The sequence below is a fragment of the Saccharibacillus endophyticus genome (assembly GCF_013185185.1).
GTDB lineage: Bacteria > Bacillota > Bacilli > Paenibacillales > Paenibacillaceae > Saccharibacillus > Saccharibacillus endophyticus.
Genome location: NZ_JAAZWE010000004.1, coordinates 351,985 through 372,839, shown reverse-complemented (window position 1 = coordinate 372,839; position 20,855 = coordinate 351,985). Strand labels below are relative to the sequence as shown.

General features: G+C 52.4%; 15 protein-coding genes and 5 riboswitches. Of the genes, 12 read left to right on the top strand and 3 right to left on the bottom strand.

Annotated features, from left to right (window positions below; all coding sequences use genetic code 11):
• The first annotated feature begins 285 nt into the window (after positions 1-285).
• The gene (locus HRQ63_RS16290; protein ID WP_172245650.1) at positions 286-786 is read left to right on the top strand and encodes a hypothetical protein; all 501 of its coding nucleotides are present in this window, start codon (positions 286-288) and stop codon (positions 784-786) included.
• A 382-nt stretch (positions 787-1,168) separates the two neighbouring features.
• Positions 1,169-2,470, top strand: a complete 1,302-nt coding sequence (locus HRQ63_RS16285; protein ID WP_172245648.1) for a hypothetical protein — start codon at positions 1,169-1,171, stop codon at positions 2,468-2,470.
• 162 nt (positions 2,471-2,632) lie between these two features.
• Here HRQ63_RS16285 and HRQ63_RS16280 read toward each other — a convergent pair whose 3' ends face one another.
• From HRQ63_RS16280 to HRQ63_RS16270, 3 genes are all read right to left on the bottom strand, one after another.
• Positions 2,633-3,694, bottom strand: coding sequence for a phosphotransferase enzyme family protein (locus tag HRQ63_RS16280; protein ID WP_172245646.1), 1,062 nt, complete (start codon positions 3,692-3,694; stop codon positions 2,633-2,635).
• Positions 3,695-3,996: 302 nt separating this feature from the next.
• Complete coding sequence (locus HRQ63_RS16275) at positions 3,997-5,505, bottom strand: FtsW/RodA/SpoVE family cell cycle protein (RefSeq protein ID WP_172245644.1); 1,509 nt, start codon at positions 5,503-5,505, stop codon at positions 3,997-3,999.
• Complete coding sequence (locus HRQ63_RS16270; protein ID WP_172245642.1) at positions 5,502-5,834, bottom strand: PadR family transcriptional regulator; 333 nt, start codon at positions 5,832-5,834, stop codon at positions 5,502-5,504. Before HRQ63_RS16270 ends, HRQ63_RS16275 begins: the two co-directional genes overlap by 4 nt.
• Before the next feature lie 168 nt (positions 5,835-6,002).
• Here HRQ63_RS16270 and HRQ63_RS16265 point away from each other — a divergent pair, with 168 nt between their 5' ends.
• From HRQ63_RS16265 to HRQ63_RS16220, 10 genes are all read left to right on the top strand, one after another.
• Complete coding sequence (locus tag HRQ63_RS16265) at positions 6,003-7,574, top strand: M14 family zinc carboxypeptidase (protein ID WP_188525550.1); 1,572 nt, start codon at positions 6,003-6,005, stop codon at positions 7,572-7,574.
• Positions 7,575-8,012: 438 nt separating this feature from the next.
• A complete protein-coding gene (locus HRQ63_RS16260; RefSeq protein WP_172245640.1) occupies positions 8,013-9,713 on the top strand; it encodes a proline--tRNA ligase in 1,701 nt (566 codons plus the stop codon).
• Between the two features lie 148 nt (positions 9,714-9,861).
• A riboswitch (cyclic di-GMP riboswitch) is annotated at positions 9,862-9,949 on the top strand.
• Between the two features lie 88 nt (positions 9,950-10,037).
• Positions 10,038-10,128: riboswitch (cyclic di-GMP riboswitch) on the top strand.
• A 123-nt stretch (positions 10,129-10,251) separates the two neighbouring features.
• On the top strand, positions 10,252-10,911 hold the full coding sequence (locus HRQ63_RS16255) for a class D sortase (RefSeq protein WP_172245638.1): 660 nt from the start codon (positions 10,252-10,254) through the stop codon (positions 10,909-10,911).
• A 255-nt stretch (positions 10,912-11,166) separates the two neighbouring features.
• A riboswitch (cyclic di-GMP riboswitch) is annotated at positions 11,167-11,251 on the top strand.
• 68 nt (positions 11,252-11,319) lie between these two features.
• Positions 11,320-11,402: riboswitch (cyclic di-GMP riboswitch) on the top strand.
• A gap of 13 nt (positions 11,403-11,415) precedes the next feature.
• The gene (locus HRQ63_RS16250; RefSeq protein WP_172245636.1) at positions 11,416-12,234 is read left to right on the top strand and encodes a transglutaminase-like domain-containing protein; all 819 of its coding nucleotides are present in this window, start codon (positions 11,416-11,418) and stop codon (positions 12,232-12,234) included.
• 139 nt (positions 12,235-12,373) lie between these two features.
• Positions 12,374-12,456: riboswitch (cyclic di-GMP riboswitch) on the top strand.
• 13 nt (positions 12,457-12,469) lie between these two features.
• Positions 12,470-13,282, top strand: coding sequence for a transglutaminase-like domain-containing protein (locus tag HRQ63_RS16245; RefSeq protein ID WP_172245634.1), 813 nt, complete (start codon positions 12,470-12,472; stop codon positions 13,280-13,282).
• A 128-nt stretch (positions 13,283-13,410) separates the two neighbouring features.
• Positions 13,411-14,031, top strand: a complete 621-nt coding sequence (locus HRQ63_RS16240) for a hypothetical protein (protein ID WP_172245632.1) — start codon at positions 13,411-13,413, stop codon at positions 14,029-14,031.
• A gap of 79 nt (positions 14,032-14,110) precedes the next feature.
• Positions 14,111-14,851: a LytR/AlgR family response regulator transcription factor gene (locus tag HRQ63_RS16235; RefSeq protein WP_172245630.1), complete on the top strand. Its 741-nt coding sequence runs from the start codon at positions 14,111-14,113 to the stop codon at positions 14,849-14,851.
• The gene (locus HRQ63_RS16230) at positions 14,848-16,146 is read left to right on the top strand and encodes an ATP-binding protein (protein WP_371873226.1); all 1,299 of its coding nucleotides are present in this window, start codon (positions 14,848-14,850) and stop codon (positions 16,144-16,146) included. Before HRQ63_RS16235 ends, HRQ63_RS16230 begins: the two co-directional genes overlap by 4 nt.
• 135 nt (positions 16,147-16,281) lie before the next feature.
• Entirely contained in the window at positions 16,282-18,402 is a 2,121-nt protein-coding gene (locus tag HRQ63_RS16225; RefSeq protein ID WP_172245628.1) for a serine hydrolase domain-containing protein, read from the top strand.
• Between the two features lie 353 nt (positions 18,403-18,755).
• A complete protein-coding gene (locus tag HRQ63_RS16220; protein WP_229714231.1) occupies positions 18,756-20,807 on the top strand; it encodes a methyl-accepting chemotaxis protein in 2,052 nt (683 codons plus the stop codon).
• Positions 20,808-20,855 lie beyond the last annotated feature (48 nt).

Below are 20,855 nucleotides of genomic sequence, written 5' to 3'. Positions count from 1 at the left end.
TTTTGTAATGATAAGGATGGTAAGAAATTAGAATTGAAATGGAAAAAATGTCCTGTTTGCAGCCGACATAAAAAGAAGGAGGTGAGTCGGTCTCTAAAATTTCAGACAATTAGGTCTTTAGTCTCATGTATTTTAGTTCGAATTGCATAGTAGTATAAGGCTTATCTTTTATTCAATTTCGCGAAGTTCGTATTTTTAATTTGTTTTGTAGTTCGTCTATCGGATTGCCAAGCAATCGAAGCAAGCGTTACATTGAAGCGAGATCATGTAACAGGGGGTGTTGAAATGGAAAAGGTATCTTTTAATAAGGCAGACTCAGGGAATTGGGCGATCGATTACAAGCCCTCGGGAGTTGTGAATCCGGATATCGTGAAGCAGCCGGCGAAAACAGAAAGCTCGAAAGTCGTTGTCATGAAAGATAATACCGAGTTCAACAAAAGCAAGACAGGGGAAAAAGAGCTGCTTAGCGACGAAGAACGCAAAAAGCGCGAAGCGCAGTTGGCTCAACAGATCGCGGAAGAACGTTTAGCTCAGCAAAAGCTGCTGCAAACGTTTTATGCGGAGAAGGCTCGGGTGGAACTGTCGCCCGAACGACTCAAAGGTGCGATGAAGGCGCTGGCGGAGCGCTCCATCGAGCAATTGATGATTCGCGACGGCTCCTCCATGAAGATGGAATGGAAGTCGGAGCTGCACCAGGTTCGCGTGGAGATCAGCGGGGAAGCGTACGACAAATTGAATGAACACAGCAGTTCGCGACAGGATTTTGCCGAGGCGCTTCAAGCCTAAAACATTCCGGTCGGCTATTGCATCAATCGCCTCCTGTACAGGGGCGATTTTTTTTGCGTTTTAAAGCAAAAGGGACTTAAGAAATAGGAAGTCTGGTTACTTGGATTGTTTTTGCATAGATTGCGCCAAAATATATTTGAAGCAATTTTTTAAAAACGCTGTAGAAAAAAGTCGTTTAAAAACGAATAACTCAAAGATGCTCGAATTCGACATAGAAAAACCAGCCTGACAAAGATAAAACCCCATCTGATGCTCCTGCTTTTGGACAAAAATGGTAGGAAGCGAGTGAGGAATGCCATCCTATTCCCTTTCTTTACCATAAAATAGTAAACTATCCCTAACGAAGACGCACAGAACATTCCAGTTGAGGGGGTAGTAAAAAATGAGCACATTGTCGTCCTACTCTTCCGCTTCCAAAGCGGACTTGTCCAGCAGATACGACTATAACGCGAAAACATCCTATACGAATAAAGACTCTTCGAAAATCGGAGCGTACGATAACAAAAGCCAAGATGATCGGACCGTATCGAAAGATGTCCGGACCGAGGTAGAAATCAAAAAAGAAAAAACGCAGTTCTATGACAGAATGGAAACCAACCGCAAGCAGCAGTATGACCTGCTGCAAGCGATCTACTCGCAAAACGGTTTTACCCTGAAGACGGACGATTTCAAAAGCACATTGAAAAACCTCGGAGAAAGAGCGATCGAGCAGAAGGTTTCGAAAGCAGGCATCACTTGGAAATCCCAACTGCATCAGCTTCGTTTGGATATCAGCTCAAGCTCCTACAAGATGTATAACAGCAATCAGATCGCGAAATCGCAAAGCGATGCCGCGGCAGCAGCCGTATCGACGGGAACGGCTCAATCTTCGGCTGCAAGCTCCGCGCTTGCATCGACTTCCGGCAGCGCGAAAGCGACATTGGCGGCAACGACATCATCGGTACCTAAGACAACGACGCCAGCTGCGACAGCACCTGCAACAACGACGCCTGCGGCAACAGAACCGACGCCTGCGCCGGTAACGACGCCGGCAGCGACAGCACCGGCACCTGCAACGACGCCTGCGGCAACAGAACCGACGCCTACGCCGGTAACGACGCCGGCAGCGACAGCACCGGCACCTGCAACGACGCCTGCGGCAACAGAACCGACGCCTGCACCGGTAACGACGCCGGCAGCGACAGCATCGGCACCTGCAACAACGCCGGCAGCAACAGAACCGACGCCTGCGCCGGTAACGACGCCGACAGCGACAGCACCGGCACCTACGACAAGTACTGGAACTACAACCCCGACGCCGGACCTGATCGAGACAGTCGTTACTGTGGTAAATACCACAGTAAACAATACGGTTAATACAGTAAACAACACAGTGAATGGCCTGACGAGCACGTTGGGCGGCGTATTGGGAGGTACAACTTCGGGTACGAGCACAACGACAGCGCCGACTGTATCGACGACAACTCAAACACCAGCACCTGCTCCATCTACAGCAACAACAAGCACGACATTGGCGCCTGCCGCAGCAGCTACCACAACGACAGCAGCTGCGACTTCGACAACAACAGCAGCAACAGCTTCCACAACAACAGCCGCAGCATCGACAGCGACTACAGGCACAACGACAACAGCCGGAGCGCTGTTGGGCGGCGTGACCAAAACAATCCTGGGTGGCAAAAAGTAATATTCGACTTATCTTAAAAGACTTCGAGCCCTCCCTGGAGGACCCGAAGTTTTTTTGTGCGAATGCCTTGACCGCGTTCGATATGAGGTTTACGTGCGAATCGCACCTAAAGCGTGTACGTTTCAGCCGAACGTAATCTTTTGTTCAAAAGTTGAGCGGGTATTAGAAAGTCTTGTGATTTGCGCTTGCCGCGTCATTAACGATCTCCGATCGAAGTTTCTGAGCCAACTCTGCAAATTTCAGTTCCAGACTGGACTGCCAGGACACGCGCGGTTTATCTGCCGGAAGATCCATCTCCCGGTGGCTTGCGGCCAGCAGGTAGAGGCGATGCCATTGCCGGAAGAGAGCAAGTTCTTGCTTGGAAGGCAGCGGAAATGGAGAAGCTGCCGAGTAGCCATCCAAGAAAGCCTGAATCTGCTGCGAGGCGTCGAGCGTGTCTGATTTCCGAAGACTGCGAATCGCGTATTCGATATCTGCGCCCGGCGGATAAATCCGGCAATCGTCAAAATCGATGATACTGACAGACGTGTCCTGCCAGAGCAAATTGTCCATCTCAAAGTCAAAATGAATGAGCGCAGCGGGTCGGATGCGGCACACCTGCTCCATTTCCGATGCCGCAGCATCCAGTGCGCCCCGGATCGCAGCAGATTCCCGGAACAAAAGCTTCCGCATATTGGCGAGGTCAAGGCTCCAATCGCCGCGTCCGTTAACGGTTGCAGAAGGCATGGCGGCAAGCTCCTTATGCAAGCGACCCAGTTCCTCTCCCCAGCGCAGGCATTGGGCTTCGGTCAGATTCTCATCGTCAGGGTGTTCGCCGGGCATTCCTTCGAACAGTACGGCGTGGTATAAGTCACCTTGCCATTCGGCGGTCTCGATCAATCGTCCGGCCAGCGAAGGGACGGGCTGAGCCGCTCGAACCGAACTTCCGTTCAGCGCAAGCAAAATGCGGATTTCCGCTTCGACTTCAGGCAAGCTGCGTTCCTCGGCAAGATTAAGACGAAGAAAATGCCGTTTCCCGTCCACGTTCGCGATGAAGATCGCATTCGAACTGAGCCTCCAAAAATAAACGCTGCCCGAGTCATGTCTCCACAATGGGGCAAACTGTTCGCCGATCGGGCCTTTCCATGTTTTTTCATCGATAAGATTTCTGATCTTGCTTATTCGACTAAGTTTCATCATAGGTAGGTACGCACTGCCTTTCGAGTTGGATTCGTGCATTTCCATGCGCATCTGCTTCCCGGCATAGCAAAAAACCGCGAAAGCTCGTAAGCTCCCGCGGTCTGCGTATGGACGGATAGAGATCGATCGCGACGCTGCCTATGCCGGATTGCGAATAGGCGCGTCCAAAAAGAAGAGCCGGAACCTCAAGGGTCCCAGCTCCCGCGATGAATAGACAACAGTCAACCTGTCGCCGATCAAATTATGCCGTAAGGGAGCGAGAAGCGATGAAATTGCGTGTTCATAAGGCTTACTCACTCCCTTCTTGTTTTGGATGAATTTAACTTAGCACGCAGCCGGTGGAGGTGTCAAGGATAGCGCCCAGTGGACTTACGAACCCAATCCGGCCGTCTTTCGCGATTATCATATAACTCGAAGCCGCCGATGCTGAAGATCAACCGATCGCCGTCGGATTTTTGCGCTTGTTTCCCGCGGGTCGAAATCATGTCTTTGCGTCGGTAAATCCCCATAATCAGACCCAAGACGGCGCAGTGAATGACGGTCGAGCTGCCTCCGTAGCCGATGAACGGCATCGTCAATGCGGTAAAAGGCAGCAAATTGAATGAAGCGCCGATTCCGTAAATCCATTGGCACGCCAGCAAAACGGACAGGCCTATAGCGAGCGAACGTCCGTATCGGTCGGTAATTTTCCGGGTGGAATGCAGCAAAAGAGCGATCAGCCATAGTGTGCAAGCCACCAGAACGCCCGCGGCGATCCATCCGAAGCTGTAGGTCAAGTAGGGAAGAATCGCATCGCTGTAAGCATAAATAATACGACTTCCGCTTGAACCGAATCCTTGTCCGAACCAACCGCCTTCCCGAACGGCAGCAGCGATGGAATCGTTCAGGTAATTGTTATTGGACGTTTGAAGATGCGGAGCGAACACGGATTGGATGCGCGCTTGCCAATACTCGTTGCGAACATACAAAACAGCCATCCATGCAGCGAACGAAGCAGGCAGCCCGTATGTATAAACGCGGGAGCCGCCGTAGCGCGCGTACAACGTCAAAGCCGCGGCTAGATAGCCGATCAGCAGCAGCCACGCCAGCAGATCGAAATAGATATACAACATGACGGGAAGAACGATCAAGCCGATGCTTCCGATTTGGCGAAGACTTGTCCATTTTTCGTGTTTGAGCGAAAGCCGTTCGAACAAGCCGGGAAGCGCGAGCAGTAACAGAACAAACATGCAAAGCGTCCAGTAGAAATAAAGAGGTCCGATTCCTATCCAACCCAGCGTTCCGTTTACCCTTGGCGAGTCGAAGGAGAAAAATACAACCGTTAATACGACGGCAGCAGAGTACAACGCGATCGCGTACTTTTTCAATAATCGGTAGTCGAAAAACAGGCCGGCGACCAAAGCGACAAGTCCCGTGACGTAATAAAAAAGCTGCCGGCTGCCGGGATTGAAGTATTGGTAGCTGCCTTTTCCCGTACTCCCCAAAGAGAACAATGCCAACAACCCGAGTCCGATCATCGCCGTCAAAGGCAGCAGCAGCTTCCAGTTGAACTGCGGCCGATGCACCTGCCCCAGCGTACCCCCCACCTCGTCCGCATCGCCCATTTGCTTCAGTGCCCAGATGGCGGCTTCGATCGGCGGAACCTTTTCGTCTTCTTTTTCCGCCAACAATTCGTCGATATGCCCGCGTATTTCTTCCCGCAATTCAGGATGCAGTTCCCTTGCCCGGATACGCGCACAGACCCGGTCCAGATATTCTTCGATCAGCGCTTCCGCTTTCTCGGTCTCCAGACGGCGAAGATGCGCCAGTTGTTCCGTCGTTTCTTTTTCAGGATGTATCCCGTTGGTTCCGCTCATGCTCCGCCCTCCCCGAGCACCGCGTTTACCGCGCCGCTGAATGTTCGCCACTCCTCGGTTTTGTGCTTAAGTTGCTTCAGCCCCGCATCGGTCACCGTATAATATTTGCGCTTGCGACCGCTTCCGTCTTCCCAATGCGACTTCACCCAGCTCTCGGCCTCCATGGCGTGCAAAATCGGATACAACGTGCCTTCCTTGAGTGAAAATACGCCGCCCGAGCGGCTGTCCAGTTCTTTGATTAGCTCATAGCCGTACATGCTTTTGCCTGCCAAGACCGTCAACACGAGCGCTCCGGTCGATCCTTTGAGCAGTTCCTTGCTGACTTTCACGGGGGTGCCTCCTTTTTAATACCTAGAATTACTATGTATCGTATTACTAGGTTTATGCCTTTGTCAAGATTAATTGGAAAAAGAGGCAATCGGCAGGAATTCAGAGGCGGATGCACGAATGCTAAAAGGCGGAAGACGACGAAATTGATAAAGGTACAGGGGGTTGTTATGCAAAAGTTGGGGGTAACGCTTATGGCGTTCATTCTGTTGGTGCTGACGTTGGCGCCGGCGGGGCGTTCGCAAGCGGCGGGAGCGAATATCGTGGACCCGTCAGTCACGTATACATACGGGGTGCTTACGCGGGATATTCGGGAGTTGGCGGCAAAATACCCGGACATCATCGAATACAAATCGATCGGAAAAACGCTGTATGGACGGGATATCTGGGCGGTCGGCCTGGGTACGGGAAGCGCGACGGTGTTTTTCAACGGTTCGCACCATGCTCGCGAATGGTTGACCACGACGCTGAACATGCAGATGATCGAGCAGTACGCGGCCGCATACGCCGAGAATCGTAAGTTCGAGGGCTATGACGTGCGGGACATTTTGGGCAAAACGAAGATTTGGTTCGTTCCGATGGTCAACCCGGACGGCGTCACGCTTCAGCAGACCGGACTTCAGTCGTTCCCGGGCAGCGTGCACAAAGCGTTGATCGCGATGAACGACGGAAGCCGGAACTTCAAGCGCTGGAAAGCCAACGCGCAGGGGGTTGATCCGAATCGGCAGTACGACGCGAATTGGGAAGAGTTGGTGAACAATTACTATTATCCGCACTGGATGGGGCATAAGGGAACGGCTCCGATGACCGCGCGGGAAAATAAAGCGATGATCGCTTTCACGTACGAGATCGACCCGGAGATTGCGGTGTCTTATCATTCGGCGGGCCGGATTTTGTATTGGAATTTCCGCACGCCTGCCGCCAATGTCGCGCGCGATAAGCGTCTGGCGAATATTTTCACGGCTTTTACCGGATACAGCCAGGTGAGCCCGAGCTACAACTCCAACGGGGGCGGCGGTTATACGGACTGGTTCATTCAGAAGCTGGGACGCCCTGCTTTTACGCCGGAAATCGGGGTGAAAACAGGCGAGACGCATCTTCCGCTGTCGGCGTTCGGAGAAGAATGGCGGCGAAACAAAAAGATCGGCCTGTGGATCGCGCAGGAAGGCTATGCCTTATGGGCGGAGAAAAACAAAACGACGGTCAATCCGGTATCCGTCTTCCTCGACGGCAAACGGATCGAGGACGATCTGGCGGCGTTCAACGAAGATGGAGCCACCTATGTGTCGTACAAGCCGCTGCTCGCGTCGTTCGGTTACAAATTGAAGTGGGAAGGCGCGGCCAAGTCGGTAACGGCAACCGGCGATTACGGCACGATCCGCTTTACGCTGGGCAAAAAGGAAGCGGAGATCAACGGGAAAAACGTGACGTTGACCGCCGCGCCGAGGTTGTATGAAGGCGTCGTTTACGTGCCCGTGCGTTTGATCAGCCAAGCAACGGGAGCCGTGTTGACCGTGTACAAAGACACCGGAGCCGTATCGGTCAAAAGCCCGGTCCGCATAACGCCGAAGCCTGAAGTTCCGACGATTCCGACCGTACCTGCAGAGCCGGTGGAACCGCCTGTACAGGAGCCGCCGCTCGAGATCCCGACGCAGCCTGAAGTGCAAGGCGAGGTTCAACCTCCGGCTGCGGGAAGCGAAGAGGTCGCGATTCCGGGGACTGTAGTGGAACCGGGGGAGTGACCGGATGCGATTTATGATCGAATTCGCTTGACGAAACCCGGATTTCGGTGGTACAACGGTGTCACGGATTCATGAATCGAAGAGAACAACAGCAACGACCGGGGCCATGCCTCGCGGGCATCCAAGCCGTTGAAGGCGTAAGGTGCATGCACTGCCGACAGAGAGGAATTCCGGGTGCGTTTTCGAACATCGCCAACGTATCGGAGCTGCGAGAATTCCCGGCAAAACCGCGAAGGTCCTCCCCCGCGAGCTGTGGCGTAATCTGCGTCACCGGATGTCCGCCGTTAACGGACTTCGAGCCTTTTTGCCTGCGCGGTCTAAATCACTGTGCAGTGAAAAGGGAACTAGGGTGGTACCGCGAAGACGCATTCGTCCCTGATGAATGCGTCTTTTTTGCGCGTACCGCCTTTTATTATTTATTTTGAAGGAGAGATTGTGATGAAACAAAGTCAATTGCTTATTCCTACGCTTCGGGAAGCGCCTGCGGATGCCGAAGCGGTCAGCCACAAGCTGATGCTGCGCGCGGGGTTGATCCGTCAGCTTGCTTCCGGCGTGTATACGTATTTGCCGCTGGGTTTCCGGGTATTGAAAAAGGTGCAGGAGATCGTGCGGGAGGAAATGGATCGCGCAGGCGCTCAGGAACTGCTGCTTCCGGCGATGCAGCCTGCCGAGCTGTGGCGCGAATCGGGACGGTATGACGTGTACGGACCTGAGCTAATTCGATTAAAAGACCGCCACGACCGCGAATTCGCGCTCGGACCGACGCATGAAGAAGTCATTACGACGTTGGTCGCGGGCGAAGTGAGTTCGTATCGCCAACTTCCGATGACGTTGTATCAGATTCAGACGAAATATCGCGACGAGCGTCGCCCTCGCTTCGGTCTGCTGCGCGGACGGGAGTTCCTGATGAAGGACGCGTATTCGTTTGACCGGAGTTGGGAAGAGCTGGATGTCACATACCGCGCGATGTACGCGGCGTATTCCCGCATTTTCACCCGTGTCGGCTTGAATTTCCGTGCGGTCCAGGCGGACGCCGGGGCGATCGGCGGCGAAGGCGAGACGCACGAGTTCATGGCTTTGGCCGATATCGGAGAAGACACGATCGTCGTCAGCGAAAACGGCGATTATGCGGCCAACCTGGAAAAAGCCGAGATGTTCTGGGAAGAACCTGCCGCTTCGGGAACGGAAGTTCCGCCAATGAATCGCGTCCATACGCCGAATGCGCATACGATCGACCAATTATGTGCCCATTTCGATGCGGAAGCGTCTGCCTTTTTCAAAACGCTGCTGTACCGGGTAGACGATCTGCCGATCGCGGTAGTCGTGCGCGGAGATCGCGAGGTCAACGAGACGAAGGTGCTGAACGCCCTTGGCGGCGAACGGATCGAATTGGCGGAAGGAGCCGAGGTTGAGCGTCTGACGGGAGCGGCTGTCGGATTTGCCGGGCCAGTGGGCTTGTCAGGTGTGAAGTTGCTTGTGGATCGTGAAGTTCAGGCCATGGCATCGGGAGTCGCGGGTGCGAACGAAACGGATTATCATGCGGAAAACGTACAACCGGACCGCGACTTTACCGCGGATTTGGTCGGCGACTTCCGCAATGCGGCCGAAGGCGATCTGAGCCCGGACGGCAGCGGACCGCTGAAGTTTTATCGGGGGATCGAAGTGGGGCATGTATTCAAGCTGGGTACGAAATACAGCGAGAAGCTGGGTGCGGAGTACCTGGACGAATCGGGCCGCAGACAACCTGCGATCATGGGATGCTACGGCATCGGGATTTCGCGTATTTTGTCTGCCGTGGTTGAACAGAATTATGACGAGAACGGGATTAGATGGCCGAAAGAATTGTCTCCGGCTGCCGTGCACATCATTCCGGCTTCGATCAAGGACGAAGATCAACGAAAACTTGCGCTTGAGTTGTACGATCGTTTCCGTTCGGCGGGAGTCGAAGCGCTGCTCGACGATCGCGATGAGCGCGCTGGCGTGAAGTTCAAAGATGCGGATTTGTTGGGACTTTCGTTCCGCGTAGTAGTGGGCCGGGAAGCGGCTGAAGGACGCGTGGAGTTTAAGCGCCGCACCGATGCCGATAAAGTAACGCTTAGCATAGAAGAAGCTTACGAGCGAATTTGCAGTCAATTGTAGTCGCGGCATTCGACAAAATCCTTCAAGACAGAAAAGCTCAAAAACCCCTTTATTTCAAGGTTTTTGGGCTTTTCGATTTTCTCGAAAAAAGATATTGACACAAAATCGACAATTCCGTTATACTCGCCTTAACCAAATAACCGACTTAATTAGTGAAACGCAAACCGGTCGAAAGTCCGGGACGCAAAGTCAGGAATCTACAGCGACACGTTCGCCATGATCGTCCGACCGCCTCGATAACGATGGCGGTCTTTTTGTTGTTTGTAGTTCAGGAGTCCCGAGCACCGGTTCTGCGTCACAACTCCCCCGCGTCATCGCACTTCCCTCCGAGAAACGCAAACCAGTCGAAAGGCTGGGACGCAAAGTCAGGAATCTACGGCGAGCGCCCGCTCGTTAAGATCGTCCGACCGCCACGAATGGCTGGATCATTCGTGGCGGTATTTTTGTGTCTGGCGGAGTTCGAGCTTGAATACGGCTTTCGCTTTATGGCATACTTTTGAGGTTATAAGGAAGTAAGGCGGCTCAAGGAGGGACAATCATGAAAAAGTGGTCATATATCATTATGATTTTGGGACTCTGCATCATCCTTTATCCTTCGGTGAATAACTGGCTGGATGATCGTGCCCAGTCAAAGCTGTTGCAAGAAGCCGAAGTCGAAAGCCGAAAACCATTGGATCTTACCGCAGTGTCGAGCGAATCCGCCGTGCCCGATTACGAGAAAATTTCGAATTTGCTCGATGAAGGCGACGAAGGAGAAGTCGAAGAAAGTCCTTCGCCCGATACGAACGCGTTACAAGACGGAGAGGTATTGGGGATCATCCGATACGAAAAGCTCGGTATTAAACTTCCGATCGTCGAAGGCGCTACGAAAGAAAACATGAAAAGCGCGGCCGTGCATGTCACGGGTACGCAGCTTGCGGGCATCGAAGACGGAAATATGGCTGTAGCCGCTCACCGCGCGCATAAAACCGGGCGATTGTTCAACCGCCTGAACGAAGCGGAAATCGGCGACAAAATCGAAATCGATCAAGGCGGAATCACCTATCTGTACAAGGTGGATAAGATTCATGTCGTGGAACCGACGGACGTCTGGGTCCTTAATCCGACGGAGGGACGAACCGCGCTGACGCTGATTACATGCGACCCTTTGATCAATCCGACGCATCGTCTGATCGTGCATGCCGTTTTGATCCGATAGAAAGCTCCATAAATAATCGCAAAAAAGTCAATTTTGAATCCATTCTCTTTTTTTGGGAGAATGGATTTTTATTTTTAAAAGAAGGTACGGAGTGATAAAAAATAGAGGAAGACATGCCGATAATATTAAAAGGAAGCAGAGTTTCAAAGCAGTTTGATCAAGGGCGAAAATAGTATCAGGTCTAAAGTATTAAATTGTAAAAAAAATCTTGCTAAATTGATTTTGCATGATACTATGTAACTAGAAAAAGCTTTTCACCGATAATGGCAAACCTGATTGAAAGACAGGGACGCAAAGCTATAGGGCCTTACCCCCAGGGGGTTGGCAGCCAGCCGCCGAAAGATAGGGCTTTTTTCGTGTATTCACTTGTTTTATTCCTCTGCAACCCACTATCTAACGATAAGACTAAAACGATAAAGGCAAACCTGTCGAAAGGCAGGGACGCAAAGCTAAAGGGCCTTACCCGCAAGGGTTGGCAGCCAGCCACCGAAAGGAGTTTTATCCATGCGCAAATGGATCCTGAAACTTACACTCGCATTTAGCTTGACTGCCGGCTTACTGCCTACGGTAGCTGCACCGGCTTCCGCCTCTTCCATAGATTCTTCTTGGCTGGACACTTCGACCCTGGGTCAAGGAACGATCGGTGTCAGCTACAGCGCGAACACTTCCAAACGAGTTAAAGTCATGATCGCCAAAGCAAGCACGGTATACACATACGACCTGAACACGGCGAAAAAAAGCGAAAGCTTCCCGCTGCAATCCGGCGCCGGTTCATATGAAGTGACACTGCTCGAAAACACAAGCGGTACAAGCTACAAAAAAATCGGCTCGTCTTCGGTCGAACTCAGCTCCGATAGCCAATCTAGCGTGTTCTTGGGCTCTGTACAAAACGTGAACTGGAAAGACGCTAAAAAAGCGACAGCATTGGCAGCGAAACTGACAGCAGGCAAAAAAACCGACAAAGAAAAAGCACAAGCGATCTACGACTACGTCGTATCGACCGTTAAATACGATACAAAGTTGGCAGCAACGGTCGGCAACGTGTATATGCCTTCGGCAGACGCTACGCTGATCTCCAAAACCGGCATTTGCTACGATTATGCTTCCCTGATGGGCGTTATGCTGAGAAGCTCCGGCATCCCGACCAAATTGGTGATGGGCAGCACGACTTACGTCAAAGAGTACCATGCTTGGAACGAAATCTACCTGGACGGCAAATGGGTGGTTGTGGATACTACGGTTGACGCAGCTTACAAAAACGCAGGCAAAACCATCGCGTTCGCTAAAGACGCAAGCAAGTACAGCGTACAAAAAGTATACTAAGCGAAAAATCAAGCCCTATCTTTTGGATAGGGTTTTTATTTTTGGTATTTTTTAAAAAATATCTATAAAATAGAAATACGACTGCGATTTTCTGTTTTATAAATAGTAAGAACAACACTTCGTCTCGCATGATCTCTACATCCGATAAAGGCAAACCTGATTGAAAAACAGGGACGCAAAGCTAAAGGGCCTTTCCCGAAAGGGTGGCAGCCAGCTATCGAAAGGAGTTTATGTCATGTACAAGCGGATGCTGAAAACGGCTTTAGCTTCTAGTTTGATGGTAGGCTGGAGTTCGACTTCCGTTGCAATGACCGCAAACGCTTCGACGGAAGCTTTACCTATTCAAATTTCTTCCTTGCAAGCGGGAACCGTGACGATCGGTTACGATATTCGTTCTTCGAAAAAGCGGCATAAGCTGATGATCGTCAAAAGCAATACGGTCTATACGTACGATCTCGATCCAGCGCTTAGATCCGAGACCTTTCCTTTGCAATCCGGCGGCGGTACGTACGATATTACGTTGGTGGAAAACATAAGCGGCACCGCTTACCGAAAACTGGGCACGACCTCGATAGACCTTCCGGATTCCGAAGCCGATCAAGTCTTTCTGGGCTCGGTACAGAACGTCGATTGGAAAAAAGCCAAAAAGGCGACCGCACTCGCTGCAAAGCTCACGGCGGCCAAAAAGACAGATAAAGACAAGGCGCAGGCGATTCGCGAGTATGTGACGACCCATATCGAGTACGCGGATAAAGAAATCGGAATCGCCTATCTGCCCAATGCAGACGATACGCTGACTTCGGGAAAAGGCATGTGTTACGATTACGCGTCTTTGATGGCGGTCATGCTGAGAAGCGTCGGGATTCCGACCAAATTGGTGATGGGCAGCACGACTTACGTCACCGAATACCATGCCTGGAACGAGATTTATCTGAACGGAAAGTGGGTGATCGTGGACGCGACGGTCGACGCCGCTTACAAGCAAGCCGGAAAAAGTATCCCGTTCTCCAAAGAAGCGAGCAAGTATACGGTGCAGAAAGTCTATTAAACGTTTACGGCGATTGCATTCGAAAACAATCAGCGTCTTCATGAACCCCTTCGCCCCGCAGCGAAGGGTTCTTTTCGTCGAACGGCATAACGAAAAGAATAGACGAAGCGTTTAATCAAGATAAGAATTTGCAAGACGAAGGAGGAAACGCGATCAAAACACCTTACGCGATCGGACTGATGGTTCTTTTTTTCTTGGCGATTTTTCTATGGGAATTTCCGTTTTCGAAAACGATCAATAAAGAGATTCCGGCGATCGTGTCGATTGCCGATACCCCTTATCCGTATGATCCACCGGAGGATTCCGAAGAATCCATGACCACGTACACGAACAAGCCGACCGTAATCCATGTTCAGGGCAAAATATCCCGTAAACTTTTCCGCAAACCGGAATTCGATACGCAAATTACGGTCGACGGCTTTAACTGGACGACGGACGGCCGCCATTCCATGACAGGTCCCGTATTAAGCGAACGAAAAGACGATCTTAATACGGGCGGTGTGATTTACGACTACGAAACACGCTATTCAAGCAGTGATCCGTTCGAATACGTGAAGTCGGCGATGATTTTTTTCGATGACGATTTCGAGCAGATTTTGTTATCTTCGACGACAGAAGTATGGATGGGAGAAAAAGAACCGCGCGAACTGTTGATTATCGGCTCTGCCGCTAATGATGAAGAAGCCGAACAAGTGCTGCGCAGCGTCCGCGAAATTTATCCGGAATGGAACATCCGAACCGAACTTTGAGCGACGAACGGACGACAACATAGGCGATCCCTTCCGTAACCTATATAATAGAGGAAAAAATCACGGAGGGACGCCCACTATGTACCGCATTGCCATTTGCGACGACGAGCAGCCGCGCCGGGCAGACGTTCGGCGCATGCTGCTCGACTTGTCGGTCAAGACCGGCATCGATTTTGAACCGGAAGAATTCGAAGACGGCGAAGCCCTGCTATCGCACTACGAGAACGGAGGCGAACCTTTTCATATTTGGGTGCTTGATATCGAAATGAACGGACTGACCGGAATCGAGACGGCACGTCAATTAAGAGAGAAGAAGCGGTTGAGCGAACAAATCATTTTCCTGACCAGTTACGCCGAGTATATGCTGGAGAGCTTCGACGTCATGACGTTCCAGTATCTGCTCAAGCCTGTAGACCCTATCGTTTTTGAAGAGAAAATGCTAAGGCTATGCCGATACTTCGAAGAAAAAGAGCAGGAAATCCTGATCGTCAAATCCGCGGAAGGCGATCTGGTGCTGCGTCATGACGAGATTATCGCGATCGAAGCGGCTAACAGCCTTACCGTGAAAAATAGACTGAAGATCACGACGACGCGCGGCGTACACGACGGGCGAGGATTGATCTCGAGTTATGCCGATGCGTTGAAAGAAGGCCGTTTCCTGCAAATTCATCGTTCGGTACTGGTCAATCTGTCGCATGTCCACAAATTTTCCGGCAGCCGCGTCGTCATGTCGAACGGAATCGAACTGCCGATCGGACGTTCGAAGATCAAAGAAGTCAAGGATGCCTGCACGCGCTTCATGGTGCTGAGGATGGAATGATGGAAGACATGGTGCCTTTGTACGCATTGAACATCGGGACTTCGCTGGTCATGGCGGTTCAGGTGAACTTTTATTTCAATTCGGTGTTCGGAAAAGAGAAAAGCAAACGCAGCAAAAGATACTGGATCGCCGCTTTTCTGCCGTTGATCTTCGTTTATTTGACGATTGCGCTGCCGGATTTGCTGTCTTCCTTTTTTGCCGTATCGATCATTTTCCTGTTCGCGCAGGGGTATGGGGTCTCGCAAAAGCTCAAGCTGATGTTCGCCATCTTGTACGCGGTTTTGCTGACGCTGATCAACCTGATTCTCATCTATCTGATCCATCCTTCGCTCGAGCCGTTCAGCTTGAGGATGCCTTCGGACGAGATTCCCGACGATTTGTCGCTCGCGATGACCATGCTGCTGGGGTGCACGATGATGTTCGCGGTGATTCAGGTGATCCGCCTCGTGGTCAAAAAGCGTCGTTTTCCGTTGGAGTCGCGCTATTCGCTGCTGTTCCTCTCGGTACCGATCATCAGCATTTATCTGGTGAACGTGTTTACTTTATACAGCGAGAAGAACATCCATTACTTCTTATCCATCTTCGGTTTTATCGTGCTGAACGTGCTGGTCGTCTACATGATGGATACCGTGATCGCCCGTTTCCAGTTGACGCTTCAGAACGACCGTTTGCAAAATCAGATGGATTACCAGGACGCCAATTACGAGAAAACGGTGCACAGCTTCAAAGAGATCAAGCGCATCATCCACGATACGAACAAGCATATGCTCGTCGTGGCGGAATATATCGAGCGCGGCCGAAGCGAAGAAGCGATCGAGCATATCCGCACGACGCTCAAAGGCATCGACAACGCGTACCTCCGGGTGAATTCGGGCAATCTGGTCGTCGATGCGCTGGTGACCAATGCGCTCAACGTCGGACGCGCGAACGGCATTCGAATCGATACGGAACTGCGTTTGCGCGAACCGGAGCTTGCGATCGAGCGTTACGATCTATGCGTCGTGCTCGGGAATATGTTGGACAATGCGGTCGAAGCGTCGAAAATCGTCCGGCAGGCGGAGGATCGGCTGATCCGGGTCGAGATTCGTTCCAGCGAAGCCGCGATGTTCATCCGAGTGCGCAACCGGACGGAGCGCGAGGTGACGGATCTGCGCAGCCGCAAAACGAATCCCGACGAGCACGGTTTCGGATTGACGAATATCGAGCGGATTTGCGAAAAGTACGGCGGCCATATGACCATCGCGACGGAAAACCTGACGTTCGATAATATGGTCATGCTTCCGTTTCCCCAATGAAAAAGGTCTCCGAACCTGCCGTTCGGGGATCTTTTTTTGCGTTTCGGGGCATTTTTCCGTTCGGCTTAGGCTTGTGCGGTATGCTTTGTGCATGGATAAACGGTACCCAACACTTTTTCGAGAGGATGAATAAACATGACACAACCGATAAACGTTTGGAAAAAAACAAGTACGGCCGCGCTTCTCGCGCTGCTCCTGGCACTTCCGGTAACCGAAGGCGCACAGGCGTCGGGTCAGACGGAGACCGGACAGACAACCCTGACGCAGACAGTCGAGCAAAAAAACGCCGCGCAAGCTAAGGCGAAAGAAATGGTCGAGGCGCTGATGGCGAACTACGGCGTGACCGGCGCGCAGTACGCGATTCGCGACGGCGGCAAAGTGGTGCTGTCCGGCGGCACGACGCTGGACGATAGCGGCAATAAGCAAAACATCGACGCGGGCAGCATGTTCGGCATCGGCTCGGTCAGCAAAATGTACGTGACCGCCGCGACGATGATGCTTGTCGACGACGGCAAAATCGATATGGACAAACCGCTGACGACGTACATTCCCGATTTCAAAATGGCCGACGAACGCTACAAGCAGATCACCCCGCGCATGCTGATGAACCACTCAGCCGGCTTGTACGGTTCCCATTACAAAAACAGCATGCTGCTCGGAGACAACGACACGCAGAACTACGACCAACTGCTGAGCAACCTGGGCAAGCAGCGCCTCAAATCCGATCCGGGCGAATATTCCGTATACGCCAACGACGGCTTCCAACTGCTGGAGCTGCTGGTGGAACGCGTGAGCGGAATGGGCTACAGCGAGTATTTGCAAAAGAACGTCAGCGAACCGCTCGGCCTGACCTCCACGAAAACGCCGCTGGATACCTTCGACCGCAGCCAGCTCGAACCGATCCGCCTGCCGGGCATTCCGAACGCGCTGCTGCCGGAAAACGCGAATATCCTCGGTACGGGCGGCGTCTACTCGACTGCGGAAGAAATGACGCTGTTCTCCGAAGTCCTGAGCGGCAAGCATCCCGAACTGCTGTCCGCAGCGTCCGCGGAAGCCATGCTTCAGCCGGAGTACCGTAACGGCGTCTGGGTACCGGATACGAAAAACGCGTTCGGCTACGGACTGGGCTGGGATTCCGTCGATCTCGAACCGTTCGGCGATTACAACATCCGCGCGGCAACCAAAGGCGGAGACACGATCATGTACCATTCCGCGCTGATTACTTTGCCCGACCACGATATTTCGATCGCGTTCGTCACGTCCGGCGGATCGTCCGTGTTCAACACGACGGCGGGAACCGACATCCTGTTGGAGTATCTGAAGCAGACCGGGAAAATCACGAACATTTTGCCTGAACAGACGTTCCAAAAACCGGTCAAGCAAACGATGCCGGCAAGCATGGACAAATACAGCGGCTTATACGGAACCGTAGGCGAGACGCGCACCGTCAAGATCGAGAACGGGGAAATCAAAATGCCCGCTCTAATGAGCGACATGATTCCGGCCCAGGCTTACGTGTATACCGGAGACGGAGAGTTCACGAGCGAAGACGGCCGCACCGTCTTGGGATTCGACGAGCAGACGAACGGCCATACGTATATGCGCATCAGCAGCGATATCGAGCTTCCGTCGATCGGAACCTCGCGGATGGCCTTTTACGAAGTGCAGAAGCTGGACGCGAATCCGGTAGAAGCTTCGGCGGCGGAAGCCTGGAAACAGCGCGAAGGCAAGGCTTACTACGCGCTGGACGAGAAGATCAACTCGCTCTTCTACATCGCGCCTTCCGTGCTGACGAAAACGATCAAGCTTGATGCGAGCGGCGGCTACGCCAACGGTACGAAAATCGTTGATGCCGATCATGCGGTCAACGTCGCCGAGATCCCGGTCATGAACGGACGCGACACGTTCGATCTGGACTTCTCCCGCCAAGGCGGCATCGAATATCTGCAAGCCGACGGCCGCACTTACGTGAGCGAAGACGCGATTCAGCCGATCTACGCCGGGCATGCTTCCGTCGTGACGATTCCCGCTTCGGGCAGCGTGCGCTGGTTCGATATTCCGGCGAGCCTGGCAGGCAAAACGTTGACGGCAGAACTGCCGGAAGGCGCGGGCTTCGCGGTCTATGATGCCAACGGCGCGCCTGTCGGCCTGTCGGTCGCGATGGGTTCGAACACGGCGGTCCTGCCGGAAGGCGGCAAGATCGTGTTCGGCGGAGCAGCCGGAGACATGTTGAAAGTGACGTTGGGAAGTAAATGAGGGTTGTTTTCGGAGCGGAAATAAAAGAATCCAATCGATCCATAACGCCCGGAAGCTCTAATTTTGCTCGACCATAGAATTGCATGAAAAGAAGCCGTTTTCCGCATCGATCCGCGGAAAATGGCTTTTTTGCATGTCGAACAATTAAATGTCGAAAAATCAAATAGAAAACGAATAAAATTGGAGTCCTTCTATACAAATTTCGGTTCTTAATGTCGAAACATATACAGAGGTTTAGGGTCAAGCCCATTCTTTTCCGATGAACCGACGAATGTCGAATTCCACATCATGACGTCTACACAAGCTTATCGACGTATTCACGGTTTGCGTAAACGTCGCAAAGGAGCCTTTTGATGAAAAATTTTCGCGGATTGAACCAAAGCTTATTCGTACGGATCATGTCTATTACCGCTTTATGCATCGTGTTGTCCATGCTTGCTTCGGTGACCGCCATCGGTTACATGACGATCGGATCTTACGAATCGCTGAATACAGATATGTTGACGCGCGTGGCCGACGAAAAAGCGACCGAGCTTCAACGAACGATCGAGACGCAGCAAAACGTCGCCGATTCGATCGCGAAAGAAATCTTTAACGTCGATTTTTTCCGGCAGCTTGACCGAACGGGCACGGCTGACGCGTCGGATTATGAACGTATCCAAAACAGCCTCAAACAAAAGCTGGACGATGCCGGCGGGCTGTACGAGAATATCTTTTTCACGCATGACGACAAGGTGTACGTGGACGGTTTATCGGGCGTTTCCGTAGGCGCGGACATGTTTTCGACTTCTCCGTGGTACAAACCGGTGCTCGACAGCGGCAATCCGGTTATCGGAGATTTGCAGACTTCCCCGGTATCCGGGCGTCCCGCGATCGCGATCGCCGCGCCTGTCAAAGATCCTGCGAGCGGTAAAATATTGAGCGTGTTCGCGCTTCCGATCGATATCAACGCACTGCTGAGCGGCGTGACCGAAAAAGAAGACGATCAGGTGATCTCTACCGTCGTCACGGACGAAAAAGGAATGGTTATCGCTTCGATGGACGCCGATCAGGTGCTCAAAACCGATTTTACCCGGCTTCAAAACGAAAAAGGGCTGCAGCAGATCGCGACGGCTCAAAACGGGAACGGCTACGTGACGATCGACGACGTGCGCTATTTGGCTTCGTTCACCAAAAACGACGTATTGAAGCTGAATGTCGTCACCTTTTTGCCGGTCAGCAGTTACATGAACGAATTGTACGGCATTTTGACGACCATGGCCGCGATAACCGTCGCTGCCCTGTTGGCCGCGTTGACCGTATTGTTCCTGGTCGTGCGAAACATCGTGCGTCCGATCCGCGCGGCGTCCGGTCAATTGGAAGCGATGGCGGAGGGCGACTTTTCCCGGGAACTGCCGGAAAGCTACGGAAAAAAATCGGACGAAACGGGCATGTTGATCCGTTCGATGAACAACATGCAGGAACACACCAAGCAAATCATCCGGTCGGTCAATCAAGAGTCGGCTTACCTCAAAGAATCGGCTGCCGCCGCGAGCGCCATGTTTGCCGAGATCGATCGGGAATTGCAGGACGTATCGGCGACGACGCAAAATATGTCGGCGGGCATGGAAGAAACGGCGGCTTCGGCGCAGCAGATCAACGCGTCCACGAACGAATTCGAAAAAGCGATCGGCTCGATCGCGGCGGGAGCCCACGAAGGCGCGCAAGAAGCGGCCGTCATCAGCAAGCGTGCGGAAGACTTGAAAAGCGCGTTGGAACGATCGATCACGGAAACGACTGACGCTTACGACGAAGTGAAATCCGGCTTGGACGAAGCGCTCGAAAAGTCCAAATCGGTTGATGAAATCAAAGCGCTCAGCGAAGCGATCCTGCAAATCACCCAGCAGACGAACCTGCTTGCGCTCAATGCGTCGATCGAAGCCGCCAGAGCGGGCGAAGCGGGAAAAGGGTTCGCGGTCGTCGCGGACGAAATCCGCAAACTGGCCGACGCTTCCAAAAACACGGTCGGACAAATACAGACGATTACCGGCAACGTCACGGAATCGGTAGGAAATCTTCAGCAATTTACGCAGCGGCTTGTCGAACTGTTGACCGGCAAAGTGATGGAAGATTACGCCATGATGAACCGAACCGGCGAAGCTTATTTGAACGATGCGAATTACATGGACCGCATGGTGTCCGAATTCAGTTCGACCAGCGAGCAGTTGAGCGCGTCCGTGCAGAACCTGGCGCAGGCGATCCAGGAAATCTCCGGCTCCAACAACGAGGCGGCGGAAGGCACGGAAGAAATCGCGGACAAAACGGCTTCGGTCGTGGACAAAGCGAACGGAATCGCCGGAGAAGCGCAAAAAACGAATGATAGCGCGGACCGCTTGAACGCGATTATGCGCCGATTTAAATTCTGACCGAAATCTTCATTGTTAATTGAATAGATTAATAGGTCTTTAGATCCA

Bases quoted from the DNA above. Each gene is read 5' to 3' on its own strand.
- HRQ63_RS16290 (WP_172245650.1), top strand. From the start codon at position 286: ATGGAAAAGGTATCTTTTAATAAGGCAGACTCAGGGAATTGGGCGATC.
- HRQ63_RS16285 (WP_172245648.1), top strand. From the start codon at position 1,169: ATGAGCACATTGTCGTCCTACTCTTCCGCTTCCAAAGCGGACTTGTCC.
- HRQ63_RS16280 (WP_172245646.1), bottom strand. From the start codon at position 3,694: ATGGAAATGCACGAATCCAACTCGAAAGGCAGTGCGTACCTACCTATG.
- HRQ63_RS16275 (WP_172245644.1), bottom strand. From the start codon at position 5,505: ATGAGCGGAACCAACGGGATACATCCTGAAAAAGAAACGACGGAACAA.
- HRQ63_RS16265 (WP_188525550.1), top strand. From the start codon at position 6,003: ATGCAAAAGTTGGGGGTAACGCTTATGGCGTTCATTCTGTTGGTGCTG.
- HRQ63_RS16260 (WP_172245640.1), top strand. From the start codon at position 8,013: ATGAAACAAAGTCAATTGCTTATTCCTACGCTTCGGGAAGCGCCTGCG.
- HRQ63_RS16255 (WP_172245638.1), top strand. From the start codon at position 10,252: ATGAAAAAGTGGTCATATATCATTATGATTTTGGGACTCTGCATCATC.
- HRQ63_RS16250 (WP_172245636.1), top strand. From the start codon at position 11,416: ATGCGCAAATGGATCCTGAAACTTACACTCGCATTTAGCTTGACTGCC.
- HRQ63_RS16245 (WP_172245634.1), top strand. From the start codon at position 12,470: ATGTACAAGCGGATGCTGAAAACGGCTTTAGCTTCTAGTTTGATGGTA.
- HRQ63_RS16235 (WP_172245630.1), top strand. From the start codon at position 14,111: ATGTACCGCATTGCCATTTGCGACGACGAGCAGCCGCGCCGGGCAGAC.
- HRQ63_RS16230 (WP_371873226.1), top strand. From the start codon at position 14,848: ATGATGGAAGACATGGTGCCTTTGTACGCATTGAACATCGGGACTTCG.
- HRQ63_RS16225 (WP_172245628.1), top strand. From the start codon at position 16,282: ATGACACAACCGATAAACGTTTGGAAAAAAACAAGTACGGCCGCGCTT.
- HRQ63_RS16220 (WP_229714231.1), top strand. From the start codon at position 18,756: ATGAAAAATTTTCGCGGATTGAACCAAAGCTTATTCGTACGGATCATG.